The 14,321-nt window shown below is 50.7% G+C and carries 11 protein-coding genes and 1 riboswitch; of the genes, 6 read left to right on the forward strand and 5 right to left on the reverse strand.

Annotation, left to right across the window (positions count from 1 at the left end; translation table 11 throughout):
* Position 1: 1 nt before the first annotated feature.
* Positions 2-895 carry a carbohydrate ABC transporter permease gene (locus tag ACFPYJ_RS27130; protein ID WP_379191375.1) on the forward strand — a complete coding sequence of 298 codons (894 nt, stop codon included), beginning with the start codon at positions 2-4 and terminating at the stop codon, positions 893-895.
* A gap of 241 nt (positions 896-1,136) precedes the next feature.
* Here ACFPYJ_RS27130 and ACFPYJ_RS27135 read toward each other — a convergent pair whose 3' ends face one another.
* From ACFPYJ_RS27135 to hemE, 4 genes are all read right to left on the reverse strand, one after another.
* On the reverse strand, positions 1,137-1,994 hold the full coding sequence (locus ACFPYJ_RS27135; protein ID WP_379191376.1) for a bifunctional 5,10-methylenetetrahydrofolate dehydrogenase/5,10-methenyltetrahydrofolate cyclohydrolase: 858 nt from the start codon (positions 1,992-1,994) through the stop codon (positions 1,137-1,139).
* A gap of 58 nt (positions 1,995-2,052) precedes the next feature.
* Positions 2,053-2,134: riboswitch (ZMP/ZTP riboswitch) on the reverse strand.
* Positions 2,135-2,199: 65 nt separating this feature from the next.
* Positions 2,200-3,675 (reverse strand): protoporphyrinogen oxidase, encoded by a 1,476-nt coding sequence (gene hemG, locus ACFPYJ_RS27140; protein ID WP_379191386.1) that lies wholly within the window; start codon positions 3,673-3,675, stop codon positions 2,200-2,202.
* Positions 3,676-3,717: 42 nt separating this feature from the next.
* Positions 3,718-4,644 (reverse strand): ferrochelatase, encoded by a 927-nt coding sequence (gene hemH / locus ACFPYJ_RS27145; protein ID WP_379191377.1) that lies wholly within the window; start codon positions 4,642-4,644, stop codon positions 3,718-3,720.
* A complete protein-coding gene (hemE, locus tag ACFPYJ_RS27150; RefSeq protein ID WP_379191378.1) occupies positions 4,637-5,707 on the reverse strand; it encodes a uroporphyrinogen decarboxylase in 1,071 nt (356 codons plus the stop codon). The genes hemH and hemE overlap by 8 nt, the downstream gene beginning before the upstream one ends.
* Before the next feature lie 205 nt (positions 5,708-5,912).
* Between hemE and ACFPYJ_RS27155 the strand changes: the two genes are divergently transcribed.
* The 3 genes from ACFPYJ_RS27155 (at position 5,913) to ACFPYJ_RS27165 (ending at position 9,269) form a co-directional block, all read left to right on the forward strand.
* Positions 5,913-7,586, forward strand: a complete 1,674-nt coding sequence (locus tag ACFPYJ_RS27155) for a PhoX family protein (RefSeq protein ID WP_379191379.1) — start codon at positions 5,913-5,915, stop codon at positions 7,584-7,586.
* A gap of 26 nt (positions 7,587-7,612) precedes the next feature.
* Complete coding sequence (gene tatA / locus ACFPYJ_RS27160; protein WP_379191380.1) at positions 7,613-7,786, forward strand: twin-arginine translocase TatA/TatE family subunit; 174 nt, start codon at positions 7,613-7,615, stop codon at positions 7,784-7,786.
* 268 nt (positions 7,787-8,054) lie between these two features.
* Positions 8,055-9,269, forward strand: a complete 1,215-nt coding sequence (locus tag ACFPYJ_RS27165; RefSeq protein ID WP_379191381.1) for an MFS transporter — start codon at positions 8,055-8,057, stop codon at positions 9,267-9,269.
* Positions 9,270-9,311: 42 nt separating this feature from the next.
* Here the strand turns inward: ACFPYJ_RS27165 and ACFPYJ_RS27170 are convergent, their stop codons facing one another.
* Positions 9,312-9,938, reverse strand: coding sequence for an O-methyltransferase (locus tag ACFPYJ_RS27170; protein WP_379191382.1), 627 nt, complete (start codon positions 9,936-9,938; stop codon positions 9,312-9,314).
* 120 nt (positions 9,939-10,058) lie between these two features.
* Between ACFPYJ_RS27170 and ACFPYJ_RS27175 the strand changes: the two genes are divergently transcribed.
* Both ACFPYJ_RS27175 and ACFPYJ_RS27180 read left to right on the forward strand, forming a co-directional pair.
* Positions 10,059-11,210, forward strand: a complete 1,152-nt coding sequence (locus ACFPYJ_RS27175) for a THUMP domain-containing class I SAM-dependent RNA methyltransferase (RefSeq protein WP_379191387.1) — start codon at positions 10,059-10,061, stop codon at positions 11,208-11,210.
* A 100-nt stretch (positions 11,211-11,310) separates the two neighbouring features.
* Positions 11,311-13,290 (forward strand): LTA synthase family protein, encoded by a 1,980-nt coding sequence (locus ACFPYJ_RS27180; RefSeq protein WP_379191383.1) that lies wholly within the window; start codon positions 11,311-11,313, stop codon positions 13,288-13,290.
* The last annotated feature ends 1,031 nt before the right edge of the window (positions 13,291-14,321 follow it).

The raw sequence follows: 14,321 nt of genomic DNA on the forward strand, positions 1-14,321 counted from the left end.
CATGCTTGGGAAAAGCACGATTTCGGATAAACTCTTCGATTTGTTGATGTATGCGTTTTTGTGTCTCGTCTTTCTCGTCACCTTCTATCCGTTCTGGAACATTCTCATCGTATCCTTGAACGATGCCACCGACTCCGTTCGCGGGGGCTTATATTTATGGCCCAGAAAGTTTACGCTGGAGAGCTACCAGTCGATTCTGCGGAATTCGGAGCTGATCAGCTCCGTGAAGGTAACCGCCCTGCGGACAATCGTCGGAACGCCGCTGTCCGTATTGAGCATATGTATGATGGCGTATTCGCTTAGCAAACGCCATCTGATCGCCTGGCGGTTCCTGACGTTATTTTTTATTTTCACCATGTACTTCGGGGGCGGGTTAATTCCGACTTATATGATCATCAAATCCCTTCATTTGATCGATTCATTCTGGGTATTTATTTTTCCCGGGCTCATCGGCGTCTTTCTGATGATCCTGGTGCGCACTTATATCGAGCAGCTCCCGCCGGAGATGGAAGAATCGGCCAAGATCGACGGTGCCAATGACCTGCAAATGTTCGCCCGCATTATCCTTCCGCTCTGTATTCCGGTGCTTGCAACGATTGCTTTGTTCATCGGGATCGGACATTGGAACTCCTGGTATGATTCGTATATCTATACGTACAAGCCGGAGCTGAAGACCCTTCAAGCCGTGCTTGTGAAGATATTAAACCAATACCAGACAGGAGGGATGGTGTCCGAAGCGGAGCAGATGGCCAAATCCTCCAAACGAATACCGGTATCCGGCGAAAGCATCCGAATGGCGGTCACGATGGTGTCTACGATTCCGATCATTCTGGTTTACCCGTTTATACAGCGGTTCTTCGTGAAAGGCATCATGATGGGTGCAATAAAAAGCTAGATTCGATTTAAGACAATCACGCAAGCAAAGAGGCATGCTGCAGAAGCATGCCTCTTTTGTGTTTCAATATAACGTCCAAGAACCAGGTGGAATAAAGTCGCTTATACGGTTAGCCCACTTACTACTAACCCGTTGAAGCCAAAGAGGCTCCGCCTTGCCCTTTAGCAGATCATTTCTACTTTAAAGCATCTTTTTTAGGGACTCTGCTGAACGCGAATCAGGTTAGTTTTCCAGGGGTTTCTCACCGGGCCATGGATAATCTCTCTGCCGCCTCTACCGTATGCTTGAGCAGCGCTGCAATCGTTACCGGTCCTACTCCAGAGGGAACAGGAGTAATCGCACCGGCTATCGGCTCGCACTCCGCATAGTCTACATCGCCGACATTTCCTGCATTATAGCCGGCATCCAGAATGACTGCGCCGGGTTTAATCCAGCCGGCCTTAACAAACTTTGCGCGGCCGACCGCGGCAACGACGATATCACCGGAGCGGACGATATCGGAGAGATTCTCTGTTTTGGAGTGACAGATGGTAACTGTGGCATTCCTGTTGAGCAGCATCAACGAAACCGGCTTGCCTAATATGGGGCTTCTGCCAATAACGACAGCATGCTTTCCCTCTACCTTCAGCTGATAATAATCCAGAATTGCCAGAATTGCCGCCGGCGTGCAGGAAGGATAGGGCGCGGCGCCAAATGCATTCTGGGCAAAACCCATCATCGTCACGCCATCGACATCCTTATCGATGCTGATCGCTTCAAACGCGGCCCGCTCATCAATGTGAGGCGGCACGGGATGCTGGAGCAGAATCCCATGAATGGAAGGATCGTTGTTCAACTGCTCAATGACCGCGATTAACGCAGCTGTGGATGTGCTTGTATCAAGAGTTATCCGCTTCGAATCGATGCCGAGCCTACGGCATGCATTTCCTTTCATCTTCACATAGGTTGCCGAGGAGGGATCATCCCCAACTAAAATCGTTGCCAGACAGGGAACAATTCCACGGCTGGCCAGCTTTTCAATCGAGCTAAACAATGGTTCCTTCAAGCTCTCGGCAACAGGCAGACCATTCAGTATGACGGGTTGTTTCTTCGCATTCACTTTGCCTCATCCTCTTCTATGGGATTAGAAACATAAAAAGGCAAGGGGAGAATCCCCTTACCTTTGCCCAGGCGTACGGCCGTTTATGAGTGTGCGCTCCCTCATGGTTAACCCATGTTCCGCCAGTTACGCACCCTTGAAATGATACCTAGAGTTTACATCGATTAGTCCAAAAAAGCTACATCAATCTGCTGCAAGAAATGGATTATTTGAATTCGCCGATCAATGATTTATATACACCTACCGCCGCTTCCTTACCTTGACGAATACAGTCGGGCAGGCCGACGCCATCAAAGGCAGCACCTGTAATCCAAACCCCGGGCATCTCGGAACGAAGCTTCGTCCGCAGTTTGGCAGTCTCCTGCAAATGCCCGACGGGATACTGCGGCATCGACTTATGAAGCCGGGTGATCTCGGTAAACAGAGGTTCAGCCGTAATGCCCATCACTTCACGAATATCACGCCTGACCGCAGCAGTAAGCTGATCATCCGGCAGGTCAACGACCTCTTCGTCGCCAGATCTGCCAACGTAGCAGCGCAGCAGCACTTTATTACGAGGGCTGGAATGCAGCCATTTGGCCGAAGTCCAGGTGCAGGCGGTGATCGTCGTTCCCTCCGAGCGAGGCACAACGAAACCGGATCCATCGAACTCCACGCCAAAATCTTCTTTGTCGAAGGCCATAACGACATTCGCTACCGAAACATAACGGATCGCCTTCAGTGCATCTACGTTCATATGCGGCTCAAGCAGTTCCGCTGCATCGAAGGCCGGAGCAGTAATGACGATGCCATCCGCCTCCAGAACCTCGCCGGTGCTGAGCAGCACTTCGTACGGGGGAACATCCTGGCCATCGGTATCAGGATCATTTTGGCGAAAGGCGACTGCCTTCACTCCGAGCTTGCGCTCCACGCCTGCAAGTGCCTCATTAAGTGCATCGAGCATGGTGGCTAACCCGCCTCTGAAGGTCATGAATACGCTGTCCTTCACAGCCGCAGGAAGGTTCGCTGTGCTCGCAGGAGCAGCAGCCGCTTTACGTTTATTGGCTCTCATGCCGCGAATAAGGCTGCCATGCTTCCGCTCCGCTTCCCGGAATTGCGGGAAGGTCGCCTGCAGACTGAGCTTGCGCAGCTCACCCGCGTAGATCCCTGCAAGCAGCGGCTCGGCGACACGCTCCATCACTTCAGGGCCGAGACGGCGCGAGAGGAAATCGCCAAGCGATTCATCCCCTGTATCCTTGCTCGCAGGCTTGAAGAAATCCAATCCGGCTTGAAGCTTCCCGCCCCAAGACAGAAGATTCGACTTGACGAAAGGCAAGATCTCCGTCGGTATTCCCAGTACAAGCCCGGGAGGCATCGGATGCAGCTTGCCGTTATGAAGAATATAGGTTTTCTTGGCTGCGGGATTCGTCCCGACAAGCTCATGCGTAATCCCAAGGTCACGTGCCAGATCGATAATCGGCGTCTTACGGGACAGGAACGAATCAGGCCCCTTTTCAATAACAAATCCATTCTTGCGCAGTGTATTTATTTTGCCGCCAATTCGCTCTGACGGGTCTACGAGAGTGACGATCGCCTCGCGTCTGCGAGTTTTCGCCTCCCGCAGCAAATAAAAAGCGGAGCTCAGTCCGCTGATCCCTCCGCCAATGACGACAAATCGATCAGGTTGTCCTTCTCTCCGCATCATGTTCATCTCCTTAAGTCTTATGCTCTCTTGACGCTATTCTTAGCTGTTCCAAGCATCCCGTGCAAGGACTGAATCGGCGAGAGTTGCCATATATAAAGGATCGGTGTTCAGCATTTGAATTCGGGCCAGCTTCATATCCATCGACCGGGCCGCTGCTTGGGCTTCTATATCAAGATCATAGAGAACCTCAAGATGGTCGGAGACGAATCCGACAGGAGCAGCCAGCACCTGTTTATAGCCTTCAGAGCTAACTTCTTTCAAAGTCTCGAGTATATCCGGACCGAGCCAAGGCTCGCGGGTTCGTCCCGCGCTCTGCCAGGTAAACTGCCAGTCCTTCACACCCGCTCCCTCGGCAACAGCAGCAGAGGTTTCCATCAGCTGCTGCTCATACGGATCATTCATTTCACGAATTTTGACCGGCAGGCTGTGCGCGCTGAACAGCACTTTAACAGGCTCATCGGCATTGAAAGGCTCCAAAGCTGCTTTCACCCGATCCACCAATGCTTCGATCAGCTTCGGATGCAAATGGTAGCTCTCAACGAACGTCATTTCGATGCCCAGCTCGTCTGCACGCTCCTTCGCGCGTTTGACGTAACTGCCGACACTCATCGTCGAATAATGCGGGGCAAGCACGATCCCGATCGCCCGGCGGATTCCGTCCTCAGCCATGCCGGCCACGCCGTCTTCAATGTAAGGGCGGGCATGCTTTAAGCCTTGATAGCATACATAGCGTCCAGGATGCATCCGATCAAGCTCTGCCTGCAAGCCTGCGACTTGGCGATTCGTATTCTCGCGAAGAGGGAACACGCCGCCGACAACGGCTTCGTATCTGCCGCTCAGCTCCGCAAGCAGCTCCGGAGTTGGAGCATTCCCTCTGCGGATATGGGTGTAATATTCTTCAATGCCGTCCATGCTCTCCGGTGTTCCGTAGGACATGACGAGCACGCCGATTGCCTGATTAGACATGACGCGCCTCCTTCTGCCTGAGTCCTGCAATGGCTTCTTCTGAATAGGCATGCACATATTCAGTCAGCTCACGCAGCTTATCCAGCGATGCTTCCGGGAACAGGCCGTGCCCCAGGTTAAAGACAAACCCGGGTTCCTGAATGCCCTCGTCAATGATCGCCTTGGCATAGGATTTAATGACATCCATCGGTGCGGTCAATACGTATGGATCCAGGTTGCCTTGAACGGCGTAGGAACCGCCAAGACGCCGGCGTCCTTCCTTTATCGGCACTCTCCAATCCAGCCCGATAACGTCAGCCTTAACGGAGCTTAGTGTAGGAAGCAGCTCTCCCGATGCAACGCCCGGGAAGTATATCTTCGGCTCTTTCAGATCGGACAGTTCAGAGAAAATCCGTTCAATCGTAGGCAGCACGTAGGTTTTAAAGTCCTGCGGCGATAACGCGCCGACCCAGCTGTCGAATACCTGAAACGCCTTGCCGCCTGCTTTCACGTGGGCGCGCAAATAAGCGATCACCATATCGCCAAGCTTGTCCATCAGCTGGAACCAGATGGCCGGCTCACTGTACATCAGCGTCTTCGTACGTATGTAAGACTTGGACGGACGGCCTTCTATTAAATAGCTCGCAATGGTAAACGGTGCTCCGGCGAATGTAATCAGCGGCACATCCAGCTCGCGGTCCAGTATTCGAATCGTCTCCAGGACATGGGACAGATCACCTTCAACATCAATCGGCTTAAGATTGGCAACATCGGCCGCCGAACGAATCGGATTGGCGATTACAGGCCCGACATTAGCCACGATATCAAAATCGATACCGATGGATGCAACAGGATTCATAATATCGGAATACAGAATGGCCGCATCAACGCCAAGCTTCTTCACGGGCATAAGCGACACTTCAGCAGCGAGCTCAGGTTGGCGGCATATTTCAAGGAGTGAATAGTTTTCTTTAATTTTACGGTAATCGGGATCATAACGTCCCGCTTGTCTCATGTACCATGCAGGCAAGCGATCGACTTGCTCCTTCCGGCAAGCCCGGATGAACCGGTCGTTGTAGCTCATTGAAGTTCCCCATTTCTCTCATTATCCTACGTTTCCATTATGCCCTTTTTACAGGAGTGTAACAACCGCCAAGCTTCGACTTTCCTTGACAAACCTATGACAATCCCATTTTACATTTTATCCATACCGCTCTAATCTTGCAATGATATTGGTCGTCTATGCTTGTCTGTGAATATGAAATCGAAACTTAAAGGGAGTGTATGGTTTGGAAAAGAATATAGACCGTCGTACGTTTCTCTCCTATTTGGGCACGGGGACAGCAGCGCTTGCAGCTGCATCGGCCGGACTCGGCGTACTAGAAGGCAAAGCTTCAGCAATGTCATCAGCGGCTAACCACTTATTTGGCTTCAAAACGAATAAAGTAAGCGGATATTTCGACCCCATTCAACCATCCAATGAGGACAAGCTTCTTCTGCCAAAAAACTTTAAGTACGATGTCGTTGCCGCTTTCGATGATATCATCAATGAAGCCGGTGAGAGATTCGGCCAGGGCAGCGATTACAACGCTTTCTTCCCTATTGGAGGTTCCAGCTCCCACGGACTTCTCGCAAACAATCATGAATATACCAATATTTTTGCACTCGGCACGACTGACTCCGGCAAATTCACACAAGAGCAGATCCAAAAGACGCTCTATTACCAAGGCATGTCCGTTATTGAAATTTACCGCGACGGCAACGGTGTTTGGAAAATGGATCGCCAGTCCAAATACGCGCGCCGAATCAATCATTTATCCAAATTCCAGCTCACCGGCCCTGCCAAAGGCGGTGCGGCTGTCAGCGGCGCTGCGACGGTTCAAGGAACTTTCGCTAACTGCTCCGGCGGGGTGACCCTCTGGAATACGGTCCTCTCCTGTGAGGAGAACTACGAAGAAACTGCCAATCTGGCGAAGCTCCCTGTCACTCATTATGGCTGGGTTATCGAGATCGATCCTTTTGACGGGACGTATTTGAAGAAACATACGGCGCTGGGCCGCTTCAACCATGAGAATACTGCGATGGGTCTTGCAGCAGACGGCCGTGTCGTCGTGTATATGGGGGACGACAAGAAGGATGCCTGCATCTATAAATTTGTCAGCCAGGACAAATACGATGCGCGAAAAGGCCGCTCCAACGCCGCTTTGCTGGAGAACGGCACCCTGTATGTCGCGAACCTGAAGAGCGGCAAATGGCTTCCTGTAACCATCGAGGAAGTCAAAAAGGTGCTGGGCAATGAGAAATTCATAAATCCGGCCGGCGTGACGGCATCCAAAGACGAACTTCTGAAGAAGTATACAACGCAGGGTGATGTAGTTACATACTGCCAGGAAGCGGGGCTGCTCGCGGGCGGCATGCCGACGGACCGTCCGGAAGATATTGAAATCTCCCCTTTCGACAATACCATCTTCATCTGTCATACCAATAATGATTCCCATGGCAATATTCACGGCCATATCACACGCATTTTTGAGAAAGACAACGATTTGACCGCACTCGAGTTTAATTTCGAAATCTTTGCCGCAGGCGGCCGTCAATCCGGCTTCAGTTCACCGGACAACCTGTCGTTTGACTCGAACGGCGATCTGTGGGTCGTAACCGATATCTCCTCTACGAGCTTGAACAAAGGGGTGTACACCAGCTTTATGAACAACGGCCTGTTCGTCATCCCTACAAGCGGACCAAGTAAAGGCCAAGCGCTGCAGTTCGCCTCTGGACCGGTTGAAAGCGAGATGACCGGCCCCTTCTTCACCCCTGATGAGCAGACGCTGTTCCTCTCGGTTCAGCATCCAGGCGAGAATACGACCGATTTAAGTAAGCCCACCAGCTTATGGCCCCACCGTCCGGGCGACAAAATCGCAAGATGCGGCGTCGTGGCGATCAGCGGGTTCAAGCTAGGCTAATCCAATTGAGATGAGGAGCTGGTAACATGCCATTTGCAAACATCGGAGTAGGCGGACTTGTGCTAATTCTGATTATCGCTTTAATCATATTCGGTCCTGCCAAGCTTCCTGAGCTTGGACGCGCTTTCGGAAGAACGCTAAGCGAATTTAAAGGGGCTGCGCGCGGCCTGGTGAACGGCACGGATTCGGAGTCGCGCTGATCGCAGCCTTCTTATTTGTTCATGTTATCTATCAATGGCTGGTGCCGTTATTCCTGCTCTATGAGATCAGCATCGGCATCTCGAAATTTGTCTACCGCAAACAGCTGCAGCCCCAAAGTGAATAGCAGGACCGGTTATATAACGCCCTCATCCGTCCTCCGTGACGGGTTGAGGGCATTCCTCGTCTCTAACCTCGCTTCCTTGGTTTATGCTATACTGACCCTATTGTGTTCACCTCAATACGAATCACGTAGAACAGGAGCATGCCATGGAACAGTGGAAGAAGAACCTCGCCGTCCTTTGGATTGGACAATTTTTGGTCATGGGCGGCATGACGATGATCATTCCTTTTATGTCGCTGTATTTGCAGTCGGATCGGATCGGTCTGACCAATCAGCATGAAATCGCAACCTGGGCAGGTATTATTTTCGCAGGAAATTTCGTGACTGCTTTTCTGTTTCAACCCTTGTGGGGCAAATTATCGGATCAATATGGACGCAAAATGATGCTCCTGCGTTCCGGATTCGGCATGGCGATCGTCATGATTCTTATGGGCTTCGCAACGTCGCCTTGGCACTTGCTGCTGCTGCGCATGGTGAACGGAACCATCTCCGGCTTCAATCCCGCCGCCGTTTCCTTAATTTCCGCATCCACGCCGAAGGAGCGGATGGGCTTCGCCATGGGAACACTGCAATCCGGCGGAATCGCAGGAACCATTCTTGGACCCTTCATCGGCGGCTTGCTCGCGGATGCGATCGGCTACAGGCCTATCTTCTACTTGACTGGCGCACTCTTGTTCGCCGCATCCTTACTGGCGTTCTTCATTGTAAGAGAACGCTTCGACCGCGCCCAGGCTGCAAAGGGTCCCAACGTCTCCATCATCGCAGGGTTTCGGCAGCTTGGCCGCGTACCACAGCTCTACTCCCTGTTTGCAGTCACGTTCTTACTGCAATTCGCTATGATCGGACCTATGCCGCTTATGCCGCTCTATGTGCAGCAGCTGCATGGAACATCCGTTAACTTGGCCTTTTGGGCAGGCTTCGTCGGATCGGCTGCAGGACTCTCCAATATGGTCGCCGCGCCGATGCTTGGCCGGCTCAGCGATCGAATCGGTCAGGAGCGGGTGCTTGGCATCTCGCTGATCGGAGCCGCGCTGATGTTTATCCCTCAAGCGATGGCCGGCACCGTTTGGCAGCTGCTGCTCTTTCGACTGCTGCAGGGGATATTCCTTGGCGGCCTTATCCCGTCTGTCAATGCGCTGGTTCGGCGATTTACACCCGATGGCATGGAAGGACGAGCCTTCAGCTTCAACAGCAGCATGCTGGCGCTTGGCAATATGATCGGTCCCATCGTCGGGGGGCTCGTATCCGGCTGGACTGGAATTGGGGGCGTCTTCCTCATTTCCTCGGGTCTATTCATTCTTAATGCGTTATGGGTACGAAAAACGCTCGTAGTCAAACAAACAATCAAGGGTGCCTCATAATGAGGCACCCTTGATTGTTTGTTGCTTGCGGATTCAAGAATGTTATTTGACGATTGCAACCGCTAATCCGTCATAAGCCGGCAGCAGTGTGCCGATTAACCGCTCATCCTTAACCATCCGTTCATTAAATTCCCGCATGGCTAGAACGGAAGGGCCATTTTTCTCCGGATCGATGGTTCGTCCGTGAAGAAGCGCATTGTCACCGGTAATAATAGCTCCAGGATTCGCAAGCGCGATCGCCCACTCCAGATACTTCGGATAATTTTCTTTGTCTGCATCAATAAAGAAAAAATCGTATTTCTTCCCCTGCTCCTTAAGCTGAGCCAAGCTCGCTTGGGCATCCCCGACCATGTAGCTCACTTGTCCGCCGAATCCCGCTGCTTCTAAATTGCCCTTAGCTGTAACCGCATACTGCTGAACGAGCTCGAGTGAAGTTAATTGGCCGTCATCACTCAGTCCTCTTGCAAGACAAATCCCGCTGTAACCGCCCAGCGCGCCGATCTCCAGCACCTGCTTGGCTCCTGAAGTTCGAACCAGCATCGTAAGCAGACGCCCGTAGCCGGCTGCAATCGAAATATCCGGCATACCCTGCTCCGCAATGACCCGGACAACGCGCTCCAAATCAGCATCCTCGCCAAGAAGACGCTCCACATACTGCTCCGTTGACATAATACCTGCCTCCTTCCTCATTTTCCGTACGTAAAGTTGTATTTAAACCCGTGTATGGCCTATACTTGATTGTATGATTTTTAGGGACCGGAAACAACCGGAGAAATCCGAATTGGAGTGATGATGTTGGAACAATTACAGCTTATCGCAACTGCGCCTATGGGGCTCGAAGCGGTTGTGGCACGTGAGTTAAAGGATTTAGGGTATACCGATTTAGTGGTCGAGAATGGACGGGTTATTTTTACCGGTGGACCGGCGGATATTTGCCGTGCCAATCTATGGCTGCGCACGTCTGACCGCGTACTGATTAAAATGGCCGAGTTCCCGGCAACAACCTTTGAAGAATTATTCGAGGGCACCAAAGCCATTAACTGGCCGGATTGGATCCCGGCAGACGGCGAGTTTCCAGTAGAAGGCCGCTCTCACAAGTCACAGCTGACCAGCGTTCCCACCTGTCAGAAGATCGTGAAAAAAGCCGTAGTGGAGAAAATGAAAACCGTCTATGGAACCGAATGGTTCCCGGAGGACGGCGCCAGATTCGTTATTGAAGTGTGGATGCTTAATGATATTGCGATGATTACGCTGGATACTACGGGACCGGGGCTGCATAAACGCGGCTACCGTAAACTCGTAACGGAGGCTCCGCTCAAGGAAACCATGGCAGCGGCAATGGTGCTTCTGAGCAGATGGCAGCCTGAGCGCCCATTATATGATCCCTTCTGTGGATCAGGCACCATTCCGATCGAAGCGGCGATGATTGGCTGGAACATTGCGCCTGGCCTGCGCCGAACCTTTAACAGTGAAGGCTGGCCGCTCATTCCCGAGGAGCTGTGGGAGCAGGCTCGCGAAGAAGCTTATGATTCCGTCAAAGATGATATTCCTCTTATGATTAACGGTTCGGATATCGATCCCTCCGCCATAGAAATTGCTGCTGCTGCTGTCAAAAAAGCGGGTTTTGAACGTGAAATCAAGCTCAGCGTGCTGCCTGTTTCCAGAATGAAGCCTGAGGGCGATTATGGCTGCATCATTACGAATCCGCCTTATGGCTTACGGCTCGGGGATGAAGCGGAAGCTGAGAAAGCTGTGAAGCAGCTGGGTCTTAGCAAGCTTTATTTGCCAACCTGGTCGATGTTTGCCCTGACGCAGCCAAAAACGTTTGAGCAGACCATCGGACGCAACGCGGACAAGAAACGGAAGCTCTTCAACGGCAGAATCGAATGTACCTTTTACCAGTTTTTTGGCCCCCTTCCTCCATTTCACAGCAAGGAATAATTTTCTGAGCCTTGAATTGCGATCGGAGTGTACTATAATGGAATGATGTAAAAGTATTATACCAATATTGATATATTGGCATAGAAAGGATTACTCTCATATGGCTCAACCGCTACAAACCATCGGTAATCGCGGCCTTCGAGCGAAGATAGATGCCGTCAGCCGTATTAAAGGTTTCGACCTTTTGCTGTTTTTTGTGCTAATGATGTACAAGCTTGTTCTATTTGACCGTTTCGTTAAAGTTCCGAATATGGCTATGAGCGTTGATGATGTATTCGTTGCCTTGGGAACACTGGCGCTTGTCTGCTTCTGGACCTTGTGGCTGCCTATACGGGGACGGATTCTTGCCCTGACTATTCTTAATGTGGTGCTCACTGCTATCGTCTATTCGGATTTAGTGTACTTTCGTTATTTTCAAGATATGATCTCGATTCCGGTATTGATGCAGGCCGGACAGGTTGGCGCGCTTGGCGACAGCATCGGCTCACTGCTTAGTGCAAGGGATATTTGGTTCTTCATTGATTGGCCGTTCATTATCCCGCTTGTCATCTATTTGATACTGCGCAAACGAGAGTATCAGGTCCAATTATCATTTGCTCAACCGAAGAGGCTTCGCCGGGCAGTTGTCCGGATGTCGCTCAGCCTTATTATCTTCGCAACCGGAGTTACGCTTGTCTTCGTGCCGATCAATATTGCGAAGAAAACTTGGGCAGTCGGCCTGTTTGTCGGAAACTGGTGGAATATGTCCCTTTATAATGTAACTGGCGTTATCGGATTTCACGGTTATGATATCTACCGGTATGCCAATGAACATTGGCTGCACGACAATACCATCCCTGCGGCGGCGAAGAATGAAGCCAAACAATGGTTCGAAGAACGGGGCAATGAACGCAAACAGCTCGAATCGGATCCATTGTTCGGTAAATATAAAGGCAAAAATGTCATTATGGTTCAGCTCGAGGCGTTCCAGAACTTCGTCATCGGCCAGAAAATCAATGGTCAAGAAGTTACGCCGAATATGAATAAGCTGCTTGGTGAGTCGATGTACTTCAAGAACTTCTACCACCAAACCTCACAAGGCCGGACTTCGGATGCCGACTTGGCAGCAAATGCCTCTTTGCAGCCGCTTATGACCGGATCGGTTTTCATTCGTTACGCCCAGCATGAATATGACAGTATGCCTTCTACTTTGAAGGATAACGGTTATACAACCTCTGTGTTCCACGCCTATGATGGCGGCTTCTGGAACCGGAATGCGATGTATCAGACGTTGAAATACGATACTTTCTACAGTAAGAAAAGCTTTACCATCGATGAGCCTCTCGGCTGGTCGCTTGGGGATACTTCCTTCTTCCGCCAATCTGTAGATTTGATGAAGAAACAGAAACAGCCGTTCTATTCGTTCATGATTACCTTATCCAGTCATCATCCTTATACGCTTCCTGAGAGCTATCAAACTTTGAACGTAGGCAGCTTCAAAGGAACGATATTCGGAGATTATTTAGAAGCTGTCCATTATGTTGACGCATCTGTCGGCAAGCTCGTGGCGCAGCTGAAGGAAGAAGGTTTGTGGGATAAATCGATTTTCCTGTTCTATGGGGATCATGATAATTCCATTCGCGAGTGGGAGCCGTTCGAAACTTTCCTCGGGAAGCCGCTGTCCGAGCTCGACCGGCTTAATATCTTGAAGCAGGTGCCGTTTGTCGTCCATCTGCCCAACGGAGACCACGCCGGCGTGTACGATCAAGTCGGAGGACAGCTGGATGTTACGCCAACCGTCCTTCATCTGCTTGGAATTTCTACAGCTGATAAATATTTTGTAGGTACACCGCTTGTCACAGAGAAGCCACTCGCCGGTAAGAAAGTCGTGCTTCGTGACGGCTCGTACACAGACGGTAAAATATTCTATATTCCGCCGGATGACGGCAAGCCGGAGCATAGCAAATGTTATGATGTAGCGAGCGGCAAGCTGACCGACGTCAAGGCATGCGAAGCTGGAGTAGATCCGGCCCGCAAGGAGCTCGTTGAATCCGATCTTGTAATCCAGCATGATTTGATTAAAGAATTTAAGAAGAAATAGAATTTGCAGGTGCTGCGGAATAGCCGCTAGGCTTGGCCAAGCTGCTAAGTTCAAGCCCTTATTAATAGAGAATCAGGCGGATTCGCCTGGTTCTCTATTTTTGTTTATGGTTGGTTAGTGGTTGTATAGACTTGTATGGTGGAAGATTGCGGTTGTGTAGATCTGTACGGTGGAAGTTTGCGGTTGTGTAGATCTAACCGGTGGAGTTTGTGGTTGTTCAGCCTGTTCAGTGGAGTTTGTGGTTGTTCAGCCTGTCCAGTGGAGTTTGTATTTGTTCAGCCTGTTCAGTGGAGTTTGTGGTTGTTCAGCCTGTCCAGTGGAGTTTGTATTTGTTCGACCTGTCCAGTGGAGTTTGTATTTGTTCGACCTGTTCAGTGGAATTTGTGGTTGCTCGACCTGTCCAGTGGAGTTCGTCGTTGTCCGACCTGTCCAGTGGAGTTCGTCGTTGTCCGACCTGTCCAGTGAAGTTCGTGGTTGTTCAGCCTGTCCAGTGGAGTTTGTATTTGTTCGACCTGTCCAGTGGAGTTTGTGGTTGTTCAGCCTGTCCAGTGGAGTTTGTATTTGTTCGACCTGTCCAGTGGAGTTTGTGGTTGTTCAGCCTGTCCAGTGGAGTTTGTGGTTGTTCGACCTGTCCAGTGGAGTTTGTGGTTGTTCGACCTGTCTAAATGACGTTCATGGGAAAAGTGCGCTTTGTTCCAACCATCCGCTCGACTCTGGATTTTTATTTGAAGGGAGTCTGGATATTCCTGCTTGACCCTTCCATTAATGTCAGGGTTTATAATTAAAGTTATGAACTCCATAGGAAGCTTAACCAGCTCACAAACCCAGGACAGCTCTAGTATTGATCCCAATTCCAAATGAAATCTCGCTATACTGGATATCATCCAGTTATTTTCTCAGATATCGCCTGTTTTAATAGCTAAACTGGATTTATCCACTTAAAAAATCAATTTAGGGCTAACACTGCAGTTAGACTATTTAGTAGACACGCCTTAATGGAAGACCTGTATACTTAAAAATAAAAAGGTCGA

It is taken from the genome of Paenibacillus solisilvae, from assembly GCF_042656405.1.
GTDB lineage: Bacteria > Bacillota > Bacilli > Paenibacillales > Paenibacillaceae > Paenibacillus_Z > Paenibacillus_Z solisilvae.

Coding starts and splice junctions, on each gene's coding strand:
- ACFPYJ_RS27130 (WP_379191375.1), top strand. CDS start 2: ATGCTTGGGAAAAGCACGATTTCGGATAAACTCTTCGATTTGTTGATG.
- ACFPYJ_RS27170 (WP_379191382.1), bottom strand. CDS start 9,938: ATGTCAACGGAGCAGTATGTGGAGCGTCTTCTTGGCGAGGATGCTGAT.
- hemH (WP_379191377.1), bottom strand. CDS start 4,644: ATGTCTAATCAGGCAATCGGCGTGCTCGTCATGTCCTACGGAACACCG.
- hemG (WP_379191386.1), bottom strand. CDS start 3,675: ATGCGGAGAGAAGGACAACCTGATCGATTTGTCGTCATTGGCGGAGGG.
- ACFPYJ_RS27180 (WP_379191383.1), top strand. CDS start 11,311: ATGGCTCAACCGCTACAAACCATCGGTAATCGCGGCCTTCGAGCGAAG.
- ACFPYJ_RS27175 (WP_379191387.1), top strand. CDS start 10,059: ATGATGTTGGAACAATTACAGCTTATCGCAACTGCGCCTATGGGGCTC.
- hemE (WP_379191378.1), bottom strand. CDS start 5,707: ATGAGCTACAACGACCGGTTCATCCGGGCTTGCCGGAAGGAGCAAGTC.
- tatA (WP_379191380.1), top strand. CDS start 7,613: ATGCCATTTGCAAACATCGGAGTAGGCGGACTTGTGCTAATTCTGATT.
- ACFPYJ_RS27165 (WP_379191381.1), top strand. CDS start 8,055: ATGGAACAGTGGAAGAAGAACCTCGCCGTCCTTTGGATTGGACAATTT.